Annotated in this window: 15 protein-coding genes; 12 read left to right on the top strand and 3 right to left on the bottom strand. The window is 53.9% G+C overall.

The window, feature by feature from the left end; genetic code table 11:
• The first annotated feature begins 2 nt into the window (after nucleotides 1-2).
• The 4 genes from ACCW76_RS02610 to flgL all read left to right on the top strand — a co-directional run bounded on the left by ACCW76_RS02610 (nucleotide 3) and on the right by flgL (nucleotide 4,796).
• On the top strand, nucleotides 3-1,109 hold the full coding sequence (locus tag ACCW76_RS02610) for a flagellar basal body P-ring protein FlgI (RefSeq protein WP_436337694.1): 1,107 nt from the start codon (nucleotides 3-5) through the stop codon (nucleotides 1,107-1,109).
• Nucleotides 1,109-2,050 (top strand): flagellar assembly peptidoglycan hydrolase FlgJ, encoded by a 942-nt coding sequence (gene flgJ, locus ACCW76_RS02605; RefSeq protein WP_034830681.1) that lies wholly within the window; start codon nucleotides 1,109-1,111, stop codon nucleotides 2,048-2,050. Before ACCW76_RS02610 ends, flgJ begins: the two co-directional genes overlap by 1 nt.
• A gap of 118 nt (nucleotides 2,051-2,168) precedes the next feature.
• The gene (flgK, locus tag ACCW76_RS02600) at nucleotides 2,169-3,812 is read left to right on the top strand and encodes a flagellar hook-associated protein FlgK (RefSeq protein WP_436337644.1); all 1,644 of its coding nucleotides are present in this window, start codon (nucleotides 2,169-2,171) and stop codon (nucleotides 3,810-3,812) included.
• A gap of 18 nt (nucleotides 3,813-3,830) precedes the next feature.
• Nucleotides 3,831-4,796: a flagellar hook-associated protein FlgL gene (gene flgL / locus ACCW76_RS02595; protein ID WP_034830684.1), complete on the top strand. Its 966-nt coding sequence runs from the start codon at nucleotides 3,831-3,833 to the stop codon at nucleotides 4,794-4,796.
• Nucleotides 4,797-5,226: 430 nt separating this feature from the next.
• On the opposite strand, the gene rne is transcribed toward flgL, so the two are convergent.
• Both rne and ACCW76_RS02585 read right to left on the bottom strand, forming a co-directional pair.
• Nucleotides 5,227-8,724, bottom strand: coding sequence for a ribonuclease E (gene rne, locus ACCW76_RS02590; protein ID WP_436337643.1), 3,498 nt, complete (start codon nucleotides 8,722-8,724; stop codon nucleotides 5,227-5,229).
• Nucleotides 8,725-8,788: 64 nt separating this feature from the next.
• Entirely contained in the window at nucleotides 8,789-8,995 is a 207-nt protein-coding gene (locus ACCW76_RS02585) for a hypothetical protein (protein WP_141399045.1), read from the bottom strand.
• A 302-nt stretch (nucleotides 8,996-9,297) separates the two neighbouring features.
• Here ACCW76_RS02585 and rluC point away from each other — a divergent pair, with 302 nt between their 5' ends.
• Nucleotides 9,298-10,254 (top strand): 23S rRNA pseudouridine(955/2504/2580) synthase RluC, encoded by a 957-nt coding sequence (rluC, locus tag ACCW76_RS02580; protein ID WP_436337642.1) that lies wholly within the window; start codon nucleotides 9,298-9,300, stop codon nucleotides 10,252-10,254.
• 11 nt (nucleotides 10,255-10,265) lie between these two features.
• On the opposite strand, the gene ACCW76_RS02575 is transcribed toward rluC, so the two are convergent.
• Nucleotides 10,266-10,847, bottom strand: coding sequence for a Maf family protein (locus ACCW76_RS02575; RefSeq protein ID WP_436337641.1), 582 nt, complete (start codon nucleotides 10,845-10,847; stop codon nucleotides 10,266-10,268).
• A 143-nt stretch (nucleotides 10,848-10,990) separates the two neighbouring features.
• Between ACCW76_RS02575 and yceD the strand changes: the two genes are divergently transcribed.
• The 7 genes from yceD (at nucleotide 10,991) to acpP (ending at nucleotide 15,803) form a co-directional block, all read left to right on the top strand.
• On the top strand, nucleotides 10,991-11,512 hold the full coding sequence (yceD, locus tag ACCW76_RS02570) for a 23S rRNA accumulation protein YceD (RefSeq protein ID WP_034830691.1): 522 nt from the start codon (nucleotides 10,991-10,993) through the stop codon (nucleotides 11,510-11,512).
• 14 nt (nucleotides 11,513-11,526) lie between these two features.
• Nucleotides 11,527-11,697, top strand: coding sequence for a 50S ribosomal protein L32 (gene rpmF / locus ACCW76_RS02565; protein ID WP_007885783.1), 171 nt, complete (start codon nucleotides 11,527-11,529; stop codon nucleotides 11,695-11,697).
• Between the two features lie 27 nt (nucleotides 11,698-11,724).
• A complete protein-coding gene (plsX, locus tag ACCW76_RS02560; protein WP_045813864.1) occupies nucleotides 11,725-12,765 on the top strand; it encodes a phosphate acyltransferase PlsX in 1,041 nt (346 codons plus the stop codon).
• The gene (locus ACCW76_RS02555) at nucleotides 12,766-13,719 is read left to right on the top strand and encodes a beta-ketoacyl-ACP synthase III (RefSeq protein WP_034830694.1); all 954 of its coding nucleotides are present in this window, start codon (nucleotides 12,766-12,768) and stop codon (nucleotides 13,717-13,719) included. It begins immediately after the preceding gene.
• Between the two features lie 16 nt (nucleotides 13,720-13,735).
• A complete protein-coding gene (gene fabD, locus ACCW76_RS02550) occupies nucleotides 13,736-14,668 on the top strand; it encodes an ACP S-malonyltransferase (protein WP_045813865.1) in 933 nt (310 codons plus the stop codon).
• A gap of 10 nt (nucleotides 14,669-14,678) precedes the next feature.
• Complete coding sequence (fabG, locus tag ACCW76_RS02545) at nucleotides 14,679-15,413, top strand: 3-oxoacyl-ACP reductase FabG (protein WP_034830697.1); 735 nt, start codon at nucleotides 14,679-14,681, stop codon at nucleotides 15,411-15,413.
• A 153-nt stretch (nucleotides 15,414-15,566) separates the two neighbouring features.
• Nucleotides 15,567-15,803 carry an acyl carrier protein gene (gene acpP / locus ACCW76_RS02540; protein WP_007885774.1) on the top strand — a complete coding sequence of 79 codons (237 nt, stop codon included), beginning with the start codon at nucleotides 15,567-15,569 and terminating at the stop codon, nucleotides 15,801-15,803.
• Nucleotides 15,804-15,831 lie beyond the last annotated feature (28 nt).

Raw genomic sequence — 15,831 nt, 5'->3', positions numbered from 1 at the left:
TGATGAAAATGAACACTCTGCTGCGTCTGAGCCTGAGCCTGCTGCTCGGCGTCAGTCTGATGGCCCAGGCTGACCGCATTCGCGATCTGACATCCGTGCAGGGCGTGCGCGAAAACCAGCTGATCGGTTACGGCCTGGTGGTGGGGCTTGATGGGACAGGTGACCAGACAACGCAAACCCCGTTTACCACCCAGACGGTAAGCAACATGCTGTCGCAGCTCGGTATCACCGTGCCCACCGGCACCAATATGCAGCTGAAAAACGTGGCGGCGGTGATGGTCACGGCAAAGCTGCCGTCGTTTGCGCGGCAGGGGCAGAATATTGACGTGGTGGTCTCTTCGCTGGGTAACGCCAAAAGCCTGCGCGGTGGCACGCTGTTAATGACGCCGATGAAAGGGGTCGATAACCAGGTGTACGCGCTGGCGCAGGGAAATATTCTGGTGGGCGGTGCGGGTGCATCTGCGGGCGGCAGCAGTGTGCAGGTTAACCAGCTAAACGGTGGCCGCATTACTGATGGTGCAACGGTAGAGCGCGAGCTGCAAAGTAACTTTGGCAGCCAAAACACCATCAATCTCCAATTGAATACTGAAGATTTCACCATGGCGCAGCGTATTGCCGATGCGATTAATAGCCGTGGCGTGGGTTCAGCGCAAGCGCTCGATGCGCGCACGGTGCAAATTCGTGTGTCGCCAAACAACAGCTCGCAGGTGCGCCTGCTGTCAGAAATCCAGAATATAGACGTTTCCGTGCCGGTTGAAGATGCCAAAGTCATCATCAACTCGCGTACCGGTTCGGTGGTCATGAACCGCGAGGTAACGCTCAATACCTGTGCTGTGGCGCAAGGCAACTTGTCGGTGACAGTAAATCAGCAGCAGAACGTCAGCCAGCCGAACACGCCGTTCGCCGGTGGACAAACCGTGGCGACGACGCAGACGCAGATCGACTTGCGCCAGAGCGGCGGAGCCTTGCAGCGTGTTAACGCCAGCGCCAACCTTAATAACGTGGTCCGTGCCCTTAACGCCCTGGGCGCAACGCCGATTGAGCTGATGTCGATTCTGCAGTCGATGCAAAGTGCAGGCTGTCTGCGCGCCAAACTGGAAATCATCTGATGACCGATACGCAATCGCTGATGAGTGCGGCTTATGACAGCCGCTCACTGAACAACCTGAAACGCGAAGCCGCCGCCGACCCGAAAGGGAAGGCGCTGCAAGTGGCAAAACAGGTTGAGGGAATGTTCGTACAGATGATGTTGAAGAGCATGCGTGAAGCGTTGCCGCAGGATGGCATCTTCAGCAGCGACTCAACAAAGATGTACACCTCAATGTACGATCAGCAGATTGCGCAGGAAATCGGTAAACGCGGGCTGGGTATGGCGGATTTGATCGTCAAACAGATGCAGCCCGCGCAAGAGCCTGATGAAACCGCGGGCACGGTACCGATGAAGCTGGATAACAGCTTCATTTATAGCAATCTGCCTTCCAACCAACTGGAGCAGATGGTACGCAAAGCGGTGCCGCGTCTGCCGGTATCGCCATCCAGCTTCCCAGCGGATAGCAACGACTTTATTGCCCAGTTATCCCAACCCGCGCAGGCCGCGAGTCAGCAGAGTGGTATTCCTCATCACTTGATCCTTGCCCAGGCGGCGCTGGAATCGGGTTGGGGACAACGCCAGATTCTGACGCGCGACGGCAAGCCGAGCTACAACGTGTTTGGCATCAAGGCCGGTGGTGACTGGAAGGGCGCAACCACCGACATCATGACCACCGAATATGAAGGTGGCGTGGCGAAGAAAGTGCGTGCCACCTTCCGTGTTTATGGCTCCTATATGGAAGCACTCAGCGACTACGTCAAACTGCTGTCCAATAACCCGCGCTATGCCGCCGTTGCCAACGCCGCAACGCCGGAGCAGGGCGCACGAGCTCTGCAGGCTGCGGGCTATGCCACCGATCCGAAATATGCGCAGAAATTGGTGGGAATGATCCAGCAATTCAAAAACATGGGCGAAAAAGTGGTGAAGGCGTATAGCCAGGATATTACCGATTTGTTCTGATTTTTTACCTCAAGTTTCACTTAAGCACGCCGATAACCATCATAAGCTGCGGGCGTTTTAGCCCGCCCAATCGCACTGATGACTGCCAGCCCGGTTAACGGGAAATAAAGGAACCGAGATGTCCAGCATAATTAACTCAGCGATGAGTGGGCTGAGCGCCGCACAGGCCGCCTTAAGCACCACCAGTAACAACATCAGCAACTACACGGTAGCGGGTTACTCACGTCAGACCACCATTCTGTCGCAGGCCAATAGCACCCTGCAGGGCAACAGCTACTATGGCAATGGCGTGACGCTGAATGGCGTGCAGCGTGAATATGATGAGTTTGTTACTGCTCAGTTGCGCGGATCCAGTGCCAATTACAGCGCGGTGAATACCCAATACAGTCAGATTTCAAACATTGATGACCTGCTGTCGACATCGACTACCAGCCTTTCAACGTCGATTCAAAGCTTCTTTACCAATGTGCAAAACGTGGTAAGTAATGCAAACGATCCGTCTGCACGTCAATCAATGCTGAGCTATGCCCAGGGGTTGGTCAATCAGTTCCAGACCACGGCGCAGTACTTGAATAATATGCAAACCAGCGTGAATACGGACATTGCGTCCAACGTTGACCAGATTAACACCTACACCAGCCAGATTGCCGACCTCAACACCCAGATCGCAAAACTCACCACCGGCAACGGTGCTGCACCGAATGATCTGCTGGATCAACGCGATCAGTTGGTGAACAACCTCAATAACATCGTTGGGGTAAACGTCTCTCAGCAAGATGGTAGCTATATCGTCTCGATGGGGAGTGTCACTCTGGTTAACGGCAAAAACTCGACTAATTTGGTCGCGATGCCTTCCAGCGCCGATAACTCGCGTATCACTGTCGGTTATGTCGACAAGCAAGCGGGTAATGTCGAAATTCCTGAAAAAACCCTGACGACCGGTTCACTGGGTGGTTTGCTGGCGTTCCGCACGCAGGATTTAGATACCGCACAGAATCAGCTTGGCCAGTTAGCGGCAGCCTTCACCACCAGCTTTAACGCCGTGCAAACTGCAGGTTATGACAGTAACGGCGATCTGGGCACGAAATTCTTCAACATCGGCTCACCGAACGTAGTGAGTAACAGCAAGAATACGTCCACTGCAACGGTGACCGCAGAATGGTCTGATACCAGTGCGCTTAAAGCCTCAAACTACTCCATGAGCTATGACAGCGCCAGCAGTACCTGGTCTGTGACTCGCTTGTCTGACAACGTAAAATTTAGCGTTACGCCTGATGCGACAGACGGCACCCTGAGCTTTGATGGCCTGAAATTAACCGTTACCGGTACGCCTGATAATAAAGATAGTTTCCTGGTAAAACCGGTCCAGAACGTGATTAGCAGTATGTCTGTGGCTATCACGAATGAATCGCAAATCGCGGCTGCATCCAGTGCGACCAGTGGCGAAAGTGACAACACCAACGCCCAAAAAATGCTGGATTTGCAGGATGCGAAGTTGGTTAACGGCAACGCAACGATTGCGCAAGCGTATGCCAGCATCGTCAGCACGGTGGGTAACAAAACCAGCACACTGGAAACGGCCAGTACCACGCAGAAAAACGTGGTCGATCAGCTTACCGACCGTCAGCAGTCGGTCTCAGGGGTGAACCTTGATGAAGAGTACGCCAACCTGACCAAATATCAGCAGTTTTATATGGCGAATGCGCAGGTATTGCAAACCGCCAGCACGATTTTCAATGCGCTGATGGACATCCGCGGCTAAGCATAGAGGATAAAAACCATGCGTCTTAGTACCAATATGATTTTTGACCAGCAGGTGCGCGGGATTACTGACTCGCAATCTTCCTGGTTAAAAGTGGGCGAACAGCTTTCCAGCGGTCGTCGTGTTAACAACCCATCGGATGATCCGATTGCGGCCTCTCGTGCCGTGGTGCTGTCGCAGTCTCAGGCGAAAAGTACCCAATATGCGACAGCGCGTAGTTTCGCGGATCAAAGCTTGTCGATGGAAGAGAATGCGCTTAAAGGCGCGACCAGTAGCATTCAGGATGCACAAACCCTGATTGTATATGGCTCTACCGGCACACTTAGCGATGATGACCGTGCCTCTATCGCCACCCAGCTGGAAGGTATTCGCGCCCAATTGCTCAATCAGGCCAACAGCCAGGATGGTAATGGTCGCTATATCTTTGCCGGATACAAAACCGATACGGCGCCATTCACCGATACTGCCGGCACTGGCGTGAGCTATGTGGGCGGCGATCAGGCTATCACGCAGAAAGTCGATGATGGCCGCACAATGGATGTAAGCAGCACGGGATCTTCTGTGTTCATGTCGATTACCAGCAATGCGAAAGCTGAGCCAGATGGAACGGCGAGCGAGACCAATGTCTTTAATATGCTCGACAGCGCCATTGCGGCCCTTAAAGTGCCACAAGACAATGCGGATGATGCGACCAAACAAACGTTCCAGGATGCGATGGATAAAACCAACCGTGGCCTCAGTAATTCACTGAACAACGTTTTGACCGTGCGTTCTGCAGTTGGTACCCAGTTGTCAGAACTCGACACGCTGAATGCGCAGGGTGACGATCGCGATACTATTATGACCTCGCAAATGAGTGATTTGGTGGATGTCGATTACACCTCCGCCATTTCCAGTTACACCATGCAACAGACAGCACTGCAAGCGTCTTACAAGACCTTCACTGATATGTCGAAGATGTCACTGTTCCAGCTGAATTCATAAGATCTGACTTGAAAATTTGAGCGTGCTTAAACCGGGCGCGCTTAGTTTCTCCCACTGCCTTTTGGGTCCGTGGGATTTTTTTTGCCTGTCATTTCGTCGCAAAGTTTATTGCACCTGCCTCCTGCGGAGCAGCGGTCTGTTTGCATACTCTGCCAGATCGCTACCTCTTCGCACCTGCCTCCTGCGGAACAGTGGTCTGTTTGTGTCATCTGCCAGTTCACTACCTCTTCGCGCCTGCCTCATGCGGAGCAGCGGTCTGTTTGTGTCATCTGCCAGTTCACTACCTCTTCGCACCTGCCTCCTGCAGAGCTGCAGTCTGTTTGTGTACTCTGCCAGATCACCACCTAATGCTGCGAAAGAGCAGGATCAACAGGCAATAAAAAACCCCGAACCAGTCGGGGTTTTGTTAACGCTGATTAGCGACTAAGACTTAAACGCTTTCCGGGCGTGTTGCCGGTGCCGTCGCCTGATGCGTGGCGCTATGGCCGCCCGCAGAACCACGGCCTTCGAAGTCAAACGGTGGGCGAACCCAATCGCTGTGACGAACGACTTCTGGCTCCCATGCCGGAGCCGGTGCTTTGGTCATCGGCGCCGTGGCGTGATGCTTCCAGCGGGTTTCAGCGTTGCTCACTGCGGTATCACGTGCAGCAACAGGCGCATGCGGTTCAGTCACCGGTGCAGCAGGCGCTTCAGCAGCTACTGGTGTAGCCAGTACTTCTTCCACTTGCGCTGCAACAGCTGGCTCAACTTCAGAAGGCACTTGCTCAGCCGCTACAACAGCAGGCTCAACTTCAGCAGGCGCTTGCGCTGCTTCTACTATTGCTTCGCTTGCCTGTGGTGCGGCAGTCTCCGCAGCAGGAACCGCTTCAGCCGGTGTCACTTCAGTAGCAGAAACCGTTTCAGTCGATGCAGGCGCCACTTCAGCAGCCGGTGCCACTTCAGACGATGCAGCAACAACATCCGCAGCCGGTGCGACGTCAGCCTGCACATCTTCGACTTCATTAGTGATGGCAGTTTCAGCCGGTGCCGTTGTCACTTCATCGGCCGGTACGGCTTCAGCAGCGGTTTGTTGTGCAATCTGCTCAACAGCGGCAGAAATCACGGCAGGCTCTTCGTTGACAGGCGCAGCGATTGGGGTCAGGTCATCGGTGTTCACCACAGGCACTTCAGTCTGTGCCTGTGGCTCAGACTGATGAACAGCCTCTTGCGCTGCTGGCTGAGCAACCTGTTCTGCTGCTGCCGCAACCGGCAGTGCGTCCGCTTCACCGGTATGTTGATAGCTGTAATCTGGCATTTCGTTCAGCGCTTCCTGAGAGGAGAACTGATCGTGGGCCTGGGCAACCGGGTAGGTAATCCAGACTTTGCCGGATGCCATCTCTGGAGAAGACGCAGCCGATTCCAGCGGCATAGCAGATTGCGTTGGGTAACGCTCATCACGATAGCGACGACGACGTTGGCCGCTCACGCGCAGATGACGTGGTGAACGACGTGAGCGACGCGGCATGTTGGCGCTATCACGGTTCTCGTTATCATCCAGTTCATCCTGAGCGACTTCAGGTTGCTCATTGAATGCAGCGCGCTGTGCATTTTCTACAACCGCTTCAGTGGCTGCGGGTGCCGGGATGGCTGCCGCCACTTCGCCGGTATCACCCACGCGCACGCGCTGGGTCAGTTGACGCTGTTTACGACGTGGCATGACCTGCACACGTTCTTCTTCCTGCGCAACGTTTTCATCAGCGATATCGGTCTGAGCAACGGCTTCAGCGACTTTCTGATCCTGTTGCTGATTACGTTTCTCATCCTGACGACGACGCTGGCGTTCAGCACGCTGCTCACGACGCTGTTGCTGCTGTTCATCACGCTGCTGCAGCTGCTCATCGGTCAGCGCTGGACGTTCACCACGAGGCTCGTTCTGACGCTTGTTACGGCGATTGTCCTGATTGTCACGCGGCTCGCGGGCTTCACGTGGTTCACGCGATTCGCGTGGCTCACGAGCTTCACGCGGTTCACGGCCTTCGCGACCCTGAGCATTTTCACCGTTGCGCGGAGTGCGATCGCGACGATTATTGCTACGACGGTTGTTACGGCGGTCACCACGCTGCTGATTGTTCTCACTTTCAGCGGCTTTCTCTTCCGGTTTAGCTTCAACAGGTGCAGCAGCAGGTGCATCGCCAGCAAACAGTTTTTTCAAACCGCCCAACAGGCGAGCGACAAAGCCAGTGCTGGCAACGGCAGGCGCCGCGGCAGCTGCTGCTGGTTTTGCATCCGCTTTAACCGCAGAACGGTTCTCTTTCTCCACTTCAACCGGCGCAGGCGGCGCATCAGGCATCACAAATGCGGCCAGGGCTGGCTGCTCAGGGCGACGACGTTCGGCATGCTCTTCTTCCGAAGGCAGCGCCATCTCGGCTTCATGCAGTTTCGGCAGGTGGTAAGACAGTGTCTGCGTTTCTTCGCCTTTGCGCACGCGCAGCACAGAGTAATGTGGCGTTTCCATCTGATCGTTTGGCACGATGATGGCACGCACGCCACCCTGGCGTTTCTCGATCGCACTGACTGCATCACGTTTTTCGTTCAGCAGGTAAGAGGCGACGGGCACAGGTACAATCGCATGCACTTCTTTGGTGTTGTCTTTCAGCGCTTCTTCTTCAATCAGACGCAAGATAGACAGCGAGAGCGATTCGTTATCACGTATGGTGCCGGTGCCGCTACAACGTGGGCAGACGTGATGGCTGGACTCACCCAATGATGGGCTAAGACGCTGACGCGACATTTCCAGCAGACCGAAACGTGAAATGTGACTGATTTGAATGCGTGCACGATCCTGACGAACCGCTTCACGCAGACGGTTTTCAACCGCGCGCTGGTGTCGAACCGGTGTCATGTCGATGAAGTCGATGACGATCAGGCCGCCGAGGTCGCGCAGGCGCAACTGACGAGCGATTTCATCAGCCGCTTCGAGGTTAGTATTGAAGGCCGTCTCTTCGATGTCGCCACCGCGTGTTGCACGGGCGGAGTTGATATCGATGGCGGTCAGCGCTTCGGTGCTGTCGATAACAATCGAGCCACCGGAAGGCAAGCGCACTTCACGCTGGAATGCAGATTCAATCTGCGACTCAATTTGGTAATGGCTGAACAGCGGGATTTCACCGGTGTACAGTTTAATTTTGCTGCTGAAGTCCGGGCGACCGAGCGCAGCAATATGCTGACGCGCCAGCTCCAGCACTTTCGGGTTATCAATGAGAATCTCACCAATATCCTGGCGCAGATAGTCGCGGAAGGCACGCACGATGACGTTGCTTTCCTGGTGGATCAGGAACGGGGCAGGGCGGCTATCCGCAGCTTTTTTGATCGCTTCCCAGTGCTTCAGTCGGAAACTCAGGTCCCACTGCAGCGATTCGGCAGATTTGCCAACGCCTGCGGTACGCACGATCAAGCCCATACCGTCTGGCAATTCCAGTGCGGACAGCGCTTCTTTCAGCTCGGTACGATCGTCACCTTCGATACGGCGGGAAATACCCCCGGCACGCGGGTTGTTCGGCATCAGGACTAAATAGCTACCGGCCAGAGAAATGAAGGTGGTTAAGGCCGCACCTTTATTTCCACGCTCCTCTTTATCGATTTGCACGATAACTTCCTGACCTTCACGCAACACCTCTTTGATGTTTGGACGGCCGTGTGCGTTGTAATTAGCAGGGAAGTATTCGCGGGAAATTTCTTTCAGAGGGAGGAAACCGTGTCGTTCAGCGCCGTAATCGACAAATGCCGCTTCAAGGCTGGGTTCAACACGGGTGATTTTACCCTTGTAGATATTGGCTTTTTTCTGCTCGTGTCCGGGGCTTTCGATATCCAGATCGTACAGACGTTGGCCGTCAACAAGGGCAACGCGCAACTCTTCCTGCTGAGATGCGTTAATTAACATTCTTTTCATCGTGACTTACTCGTTATTCTCACATGAGTGATGTAGCTGCGGGCATCGTTACCCTGGACGAGAATCAACCGATGGCCCCGTGTCTTAATGCACTGACGTCAACCTCACGGCTGTCGTCGGCTAAAGGGGCGCAAATCTTGTCGGTGGCCTGTTTTTCATAAGGAAAAACAGCGCCTGAAGGTGGAATAGCTATAGAAAATTCAGAAATCCACACATCCCAGTCTGTCGTCCAGGCTGCAACCCGCAGCCCGCTAAGTGCCTGATTTAACATTACGTCTTACGCCATTGCTGCGTGTCCGTTCAATCCGGCAAAATGACTTATTTCGCTCTTTTTTCCTGCCTGAATTTTTCCAGGGCAGAAACCCCTGCATTATTCCATTGCTCACTCACATATAGCAAGGCGACTTTTGCCGAGCTGTGAAGTTTGTGCATCCTTAACCTGTTCATTTGCAGGGCTTAACATCGCATCGGTGAAAAAGTCATCATTATGACCTTTTTCCGGCGCGACAAAGAGAGAGTTAAGCACAGAAAAAGGGGTGGCGCTATCCAGGGACACTATTTAGAATCGCCGCCATGAAAACAGAGAATCCCGGCGTACTTTATGTCGCCATTACGGCTGAAAATGCCGAACAACGTATCGATAACTTTTTGCGCACTCAGCTCAAGGGCGTGCCGAAAAGTATGATTTATCGCATCTTGCGTAAAGGCGAGGTGCGCGTAAATAAAGGGCGCGTGAAACCCGAATACAAACTGCAGGCAGGGGATGAAGTCCGTATTCCGCCGGTGCGCGTGGCCGAGCGTGAAGAGCAAGCAGTATCACCGAAACTCGATAAGGTTGCCGCGCTGGCGAACGCCATTCTGTATGAGGACGATCATCTGCTGGTGCTGAACAAGCCATCGGGTACCGCCGTACATGGTGGTAGCGGTCTTAGCTTTGGTGTGATTGAAGGCCTGCGCGCGCTGCGTCCTGAAGCCCGTTTCCTCGAACTGGTACATCGTCTTGACCGCGACACTTCCGGTATTTTGCTGGTGGCAAAAAAACGTTCTGCGCTGCGTTCGCTGCACGAGCAGTTACGTGAAAAAGGCATGCAGAAAGATTATCTGGCGCTGGTGCGTGGTGACTGGCCTTCGCATTTGAAAGTCGTGCAGGCACCGTTGCTGAAAAATATTTTGCAAAGCGGTGAGCGCGTGGTGCGCGTCAGTGCGGAAGGCAAGCCATCCGAAACCCGTTTCAAAGTGGAAGAGCGTTTTGGATTCGCCACCCTGGTGAAAGCCAGTCCGGTGACCGGGCGCACGCACCAGATCCGTGTGCACACGCTGCATGGTGGCCATCCTATCGCCTTTGACGATCGCTATGGCGATCGGGACTTTGATCGTCAGCTTGCATCAACGGGCCTGGTGCGGTTGTTCCTGCATGCTGCAGCGCTGACCTTTACCCATCCGAATACCGGGGAAGTCCTGCGAATGGAAGCGCCGCTGGATAATGCACTGAAACACTGCCTGGCGCAGCTGCGTCAGAAAAAAGCCTGATTTTCCGGGCATCAACCCAGCGCGTTGATGCCCACTTTAATCAGCATCTTATTTAACGCTATCAGCGGTAATCCAATCAGCGTATTGGGATCGCGCCCCTCCAACCGCTCAAACAAGCAAATTCCCATACCTTCACTTTTAAAGCTGCCCGCACAATTCAACGGCTGTTCTTTTTCCACATAATGACGAATTTCTTCCTGGCTTAAATGACGAAAATGTACGTTGAACGGTTCACAAACCACCTGCTGTTGTGCCGTTTGTGGCTGAATCAGGGCGAGCCCGGTATAAAACGTAATCACTTTGCCGCTGGCCGCAGCCAGTTGTCGGCAGGCATTCTCTACCGTATGCGGTTTTCCGGTGATGTTGCCATCAAGCACGCAGACCTGATCGGAACCAATAATCCAGCTTTGTGGATGCTGAGCGGCTAGCGCCTGGGCTTTAGCCAGTGCTAAGCGTTGCACTAACTGCGGTGCGGTTTCGCCCGGTTGCGGCGTCTCGTCGCAATCGGGCGCAACGGCAATAAAAGGCAGGCCCAGCTTACTCAACAAGGCCTGACGGAATGGGGAAGTGGAGGCCAGAATTAACGGTGTCATGATTTTTTTTCAGAATAGATAGCGTAAAGATGACAGGCATTTTAAACTATGCGCCGCACTGGATGCGACTAACGGGTGAAAGATGCTGTAAACCGGCCTTTTTCTTTGACTCTATGACGTTACAAAGTTAATATGCGCGCCCTATGCAAAAGGTAAAATTACCCCTGACGATCGATCTGGCCCGCGCCGCGCAAAAGCGCCTTGATTACCAAGGTGTGTATGCACCTGAATTGGTGGCGCGCCTGGCCGAAACGGTCGTGAGTGTGGACAGTGATGTGGAATGCACCATGTCGTTTGCGATTGACAACCAGCGCTTAGCGGTTCTGCAAGGAACAGCTGATGTGCAGGTGACATTGTCGTGTCAACGCTGCAACCAGTCATTCCCGCATGCTGTTCACGTAAGCTATTGCTTCAGTCCTGTCTCTTCTGATGAGCAGGCCGAGGCACTGCCGGAAGCTTACGAGCCAGTTGATATCAATGATTTCGGCGAAATCGACTTGCTGGCAGTTATCGAAGATGAACTCATCCTCGCGCTGCCTGTAGTTCCGGTGCATGATTCTGAACACTGTGAAGTGTCCGACGCGGACATGGTATTTGGCAAGTTGCCTGAAGAGGCAGAAAAACCAAATCCCTTTGCCGTATTAGCCAGTTTAAAGCGTAAGTAATAGGAGTAAGGTCCATGGCCGTACAACAGAATAAACCAACCCGTTCTAAGCGTGGTATGCGTCGTTCGCACGATGCGCTGACCACCGCAGCTCTGTCAGTAGATAAAGTTTCTGGTGAAACTCATCTGCGTCACCATATCACTGCGGATGGTTACTACCGCGGTCGCAAGGTTATCACCAAGTAATTCTTTGCGGTTACGCAAGGCGATACCTTGACACGTTTGACCCTGGCAGTTGATGCCATGGGCGGGGATTTCGGTCCCTGCGTGACAGTGCCTGCATCCTTGCAGGCACTGGCCTCTCATACGAATCTGGTTCTTCTTCTGGTCGGTGATCCCGACATCATCTCGTCATTTCTTGCCAAAGCGGATTCCTCGTTACTGGGGCGTGTGCAGGTTATCCCTGCCGAATCGGTTATTGCAAGTGATGCCAAGCCTTCACAAGCCATTCGGAACAGCCGCGGCAGCTCGATGCGTGTGGCACTCGAACTGGTGAAAGAGGGTAACGCGCAAGCCTGTATCAGTGCAGGCAACACCGGCGCGTTAATGGGGCTGGCAAAAATGTTGTTGAAGCCGCTGGATGGCATTGAGCGTCCGGCGTTGATGACCGTTCTGCCGCATCAGCAGCAGGGTAAAACGGTGGTGCTGGATCTCGGCGCAAATGTGGAATCGGATAGCGATATGTTGGTGCAGTTTGCCATCATGGGCGCTGTCATGGCTGAGGAAGTGCTGGAAATCGACAGACCGCGTGTCGCGCTGCTCAACATTGGGCAGGAAGAGACCAAGGGGCTGGAAACGATTCGCACAGCATCTGCGGTTCTGCGGGAGACGCCGCAAATCAACTATATTGGTTATCTTGAGGGGAATGATCTCCTCACCGGCAAGACGGATGTGCTGGTCTGTGATGGCTTCGTGGGAAACGTCACGCTTAAAACCATGGAAGGCGTGGTAAGAATGTTTCTTTCTCTGCTCAAGTCGTCAGAGGATGGGAAAAAACGGGCGTGGTGGCTGAAATGGGTAGGGCGCTGGCTGCAAAAGCGTCTGGCTAAACGTTTCGGCCATCTCAACCCCGACCAGTACAATGGCGCTTGTCTGTTAGGATTGCGCGGAACAGTGATCAAAAGCCACGGTGCGGCGAATCAACGTGCGTTTGCCGTGGCGATAGAGCAGGCAGAGCAGGCGGTGCGCAGGCAAGTCCCAGAGAGGATTGCGGCGCGCCTTGACGCTGTATTAGCCAGGAGTGACAAAGCGTAGATGTTTACCAAAATTATCGGTACGGGCAGCTATTTGCCTGAGCAGGTTCGCTCCAATGCGGATCTGGAAAAAATGGTGGAGACTTCGGACGAGTGGATTGTCACGCGTACCGGTATCCGTGAGCGCCGCATTGCTGCGCCAGATGAAACGGTTGCCACTATGGGCTTTGCGGCTGCACAGCGCGCGCTAGAGATGGCGGGCGTTGCGGCCAGCGATGTCGGCCTGATTATTGTGGCGACCACCTCTTCCAGCCATGCCTTCCCAAGTTCAGCGTGCATGATCCAGCAGATGCTGGAAATTAATGACTGCGCTTCTTTCGATCTGGCTGCTGCCTGTGCAGGTTTCACTTATGCACTTAGTGTTGCCGATCAATACATCAAAAACGGTGTGGTCAAACACGCGCTGGTGATCGGTGCGGACGTCTTAGCCCGCACCCTCGATCCTAACGATCGTGGCACCATCATCCTGTTTGGTGACGGCGCTGGCGCTGTGGTACTGGGTCAAAGTGAAGAGCCGGGCATCCTGTCAACGCATCTGCATGCTGATGGTCGTTATGGCAAGCTGTTGACGCTGCCGTATCAGGACCGTGAACATCAGGATGAACCAGCCTATCTCACGATGGCCGGGAATGAAGTCTTTAAAGTTGCTGTGACCGAGCTTGCCCATATCGTGGACGAGACGCTGCAAGCCAATAACCTTGATCGCGAAATGCTCGATTGGCTGGTGCCACATCAGGCCAACCTGCGCATTATCAGCGCAACAGCCAGAAAGCTCGGCATGGGCATGGAAAAAGTGGTGGTGACGCTGGATCGTCATGGCAACACTTCAGCGGCTTCGGTGCCAAGTGCACTGGATGAAGCGGTGCGAGATGGCCGTATCAAGCCTGGCCAACTGATTTTGCTGGAAGCCTTTGGTGGCGGTTTCACCTGGGGTTCTGCGCTGGTTCGCTTTTGATTGACAGGAACGACAGATGACACAATTTGCTTTTGTTTTCCCAGGACAGGGTTCACAGACCGTCGGCATGTTGGCCGATTTGGCTGTGGAAAACCCGCAGGTTGAAGCCACTTTCCGTGAAGCTTCTGACGCACTGGGATATGACTTATGGCAGTTGGTACAACAAGGTCCAGCTGAAGAACTGAATAAGACCTGGCAGACGCAACCTGCGTTGCTGGCGGCTTCCGTCGCGATTTATCGCGTCTGGCAGAGCAAAAATGGCCCGCAGCCTACACTGATGGCCGGCCATAGCCTGGGTGAATACTCTGCGCTGGTGTGTGCTGGCGTACTGAACTTTGCGGACGCGATCAAGTTAGTCGAATTACGCGGCAAACTGATGCAGGAAGCGGTTCCTGAAGGGACCGGCGCCATGCAGGCAATCATCGGGCTCGATGATGAGTCTATCCGCAAAGCGTGCGAAGAAAGCGCGCAAGGTCAGGTGGTTTCACCGGTGAACTTCAACTCGCCAGGCCAGGTGGTCATCGCGGGTAACAAAGAAGCGGTTGAGCGTGCAGGTGCTGCCTGTAAAGCGGCCGGTGCCAAGCGTGCGTTGCCATTACCGGTGAGCGTTCCTTCGCATTGCGCGTTGATGAAGCCTGCAGCAGATAAACTGGCTGTGGCACTGGAAAGCATCACTTTCAATGCACCGACTGTGCCTGTCGTCAATAACGTAGACGTCAAGTGTGAAACCGATGCCGCTGCGATTCGCAGTGCACTGGTTCGCCAGTTGTATAGCCCGGTGCGCTGGACCGAAGCTGTTGAATTTATTGCCACCCAAGGCGTTGGCCAGTTGCTGGAGATCGGTCCAGGTAAAGTCCTGACCGGTCTGACCAAACGTATTGTGGATAGCCTGACCGCTGCAGCCGTGAACGATTCTGCTTCACTGTCTGCTGCGCTTACACAGGAATAAGAGGAAAAACATGAGCTTTGAAGGTAAAGTAGCGCTGGTGACTGGCGCAAGCCGCGGCATTGGTCGTGCAATCGCGGAAACGCTGGTTGCGCGCGGTGCGAAAGTGGTGGGAACCGCCACCAGCGAAAGCGGTGCGGAAGCAATCAGTGCTTACCTCGGCGATAACGGCAAAGGTCTGCTGTTGAACGTGACCGATGCGGCCTCTATTGAGAGCGTGCTCGAGAAAGTTCGCGCTGAATTTGGCGAAGTGGACATTTTAGTCAATAATGCAGGCATTACGCGTGACAATCTGTTGATGCGCATGAAGGACGATGAGTGGGCGGATATCCTCGATACCAACCTGACATCTGTCTTCCGTCTTTCTAAGGCGGTTATGCGTGCCATGATGAAAAAACGCGTGGGCCGTATCATTACCATCGGTTCTGTAGTTGGAACCATGGGTAACGCGGGTCAAACAAACTATGCGGCAGCAAAAGCTGGTTTGATTGGCTTTAGCAAATCACTGGCGCGAGAAGTCGCGTCACGTGGCATTACCGTAAACGTCGTGGCTCCGGGCTTTATTGAGACGGACATGACGCGTGCACTGAACGAAGATCAGCGCTCGGGCATTTTGGCAGAAGTGCCGGCAGGTCGTTTAGGCGACCCGCAGGAGATTGCCAATGCTGTTGCATTCTTAGCCTCTGACGAAGCCTCTTACATCACGGGTGAGACGCTCCACGTCAATGGCGGCATGTACATGGTCTGATAATCACGAAAACATTTGCATTATCTGCGGTAAACACCGCAGAATAGCGCAAAATCGTGGTTCGACCAGCCGGGATTTTGTTGCATCTTTTTCAACATTTTATACACTACGAAAACCATCGCGAAAGCGAGTTTTGATAGGAAATTAAATAGTATGAGCGATATCGAACAACGCGTTAAGAAAATCGTAGCTGAGCAGCTGGGTGTTAAAGAAGACGAAGTGATTAACACTGCTTCTTTCGTTGAAGACCTGGGTGCAGATTCTCTTGACACCGTTGAGCTGGTAATGGCTCTGGAAGAAGAGTTTGATACTGAAATTCCAGACGAAGAAGCTGAGAAAATCACTACCGTTCAGGCAGCGATCGATTACATCAATAGCCACCAAGGCTAATGAATATCTTCAGGCGGTCACCTCGACC

Origin of the sequence: Pantoea sp. C8B4 (assembly GCF_051336905.1) — a bacterium.
GTDB classification, from domain to species: domain Bacteria; phylum Pseudomonadota; class Gammaproteobacteria; order Enterobacterales; family Enterobacteriaceae; genus Pantoea; species Pantoea rwandensis_B.
This window is presented reverse-complemented; position numbering and strand designations above follow the sequence as displayed.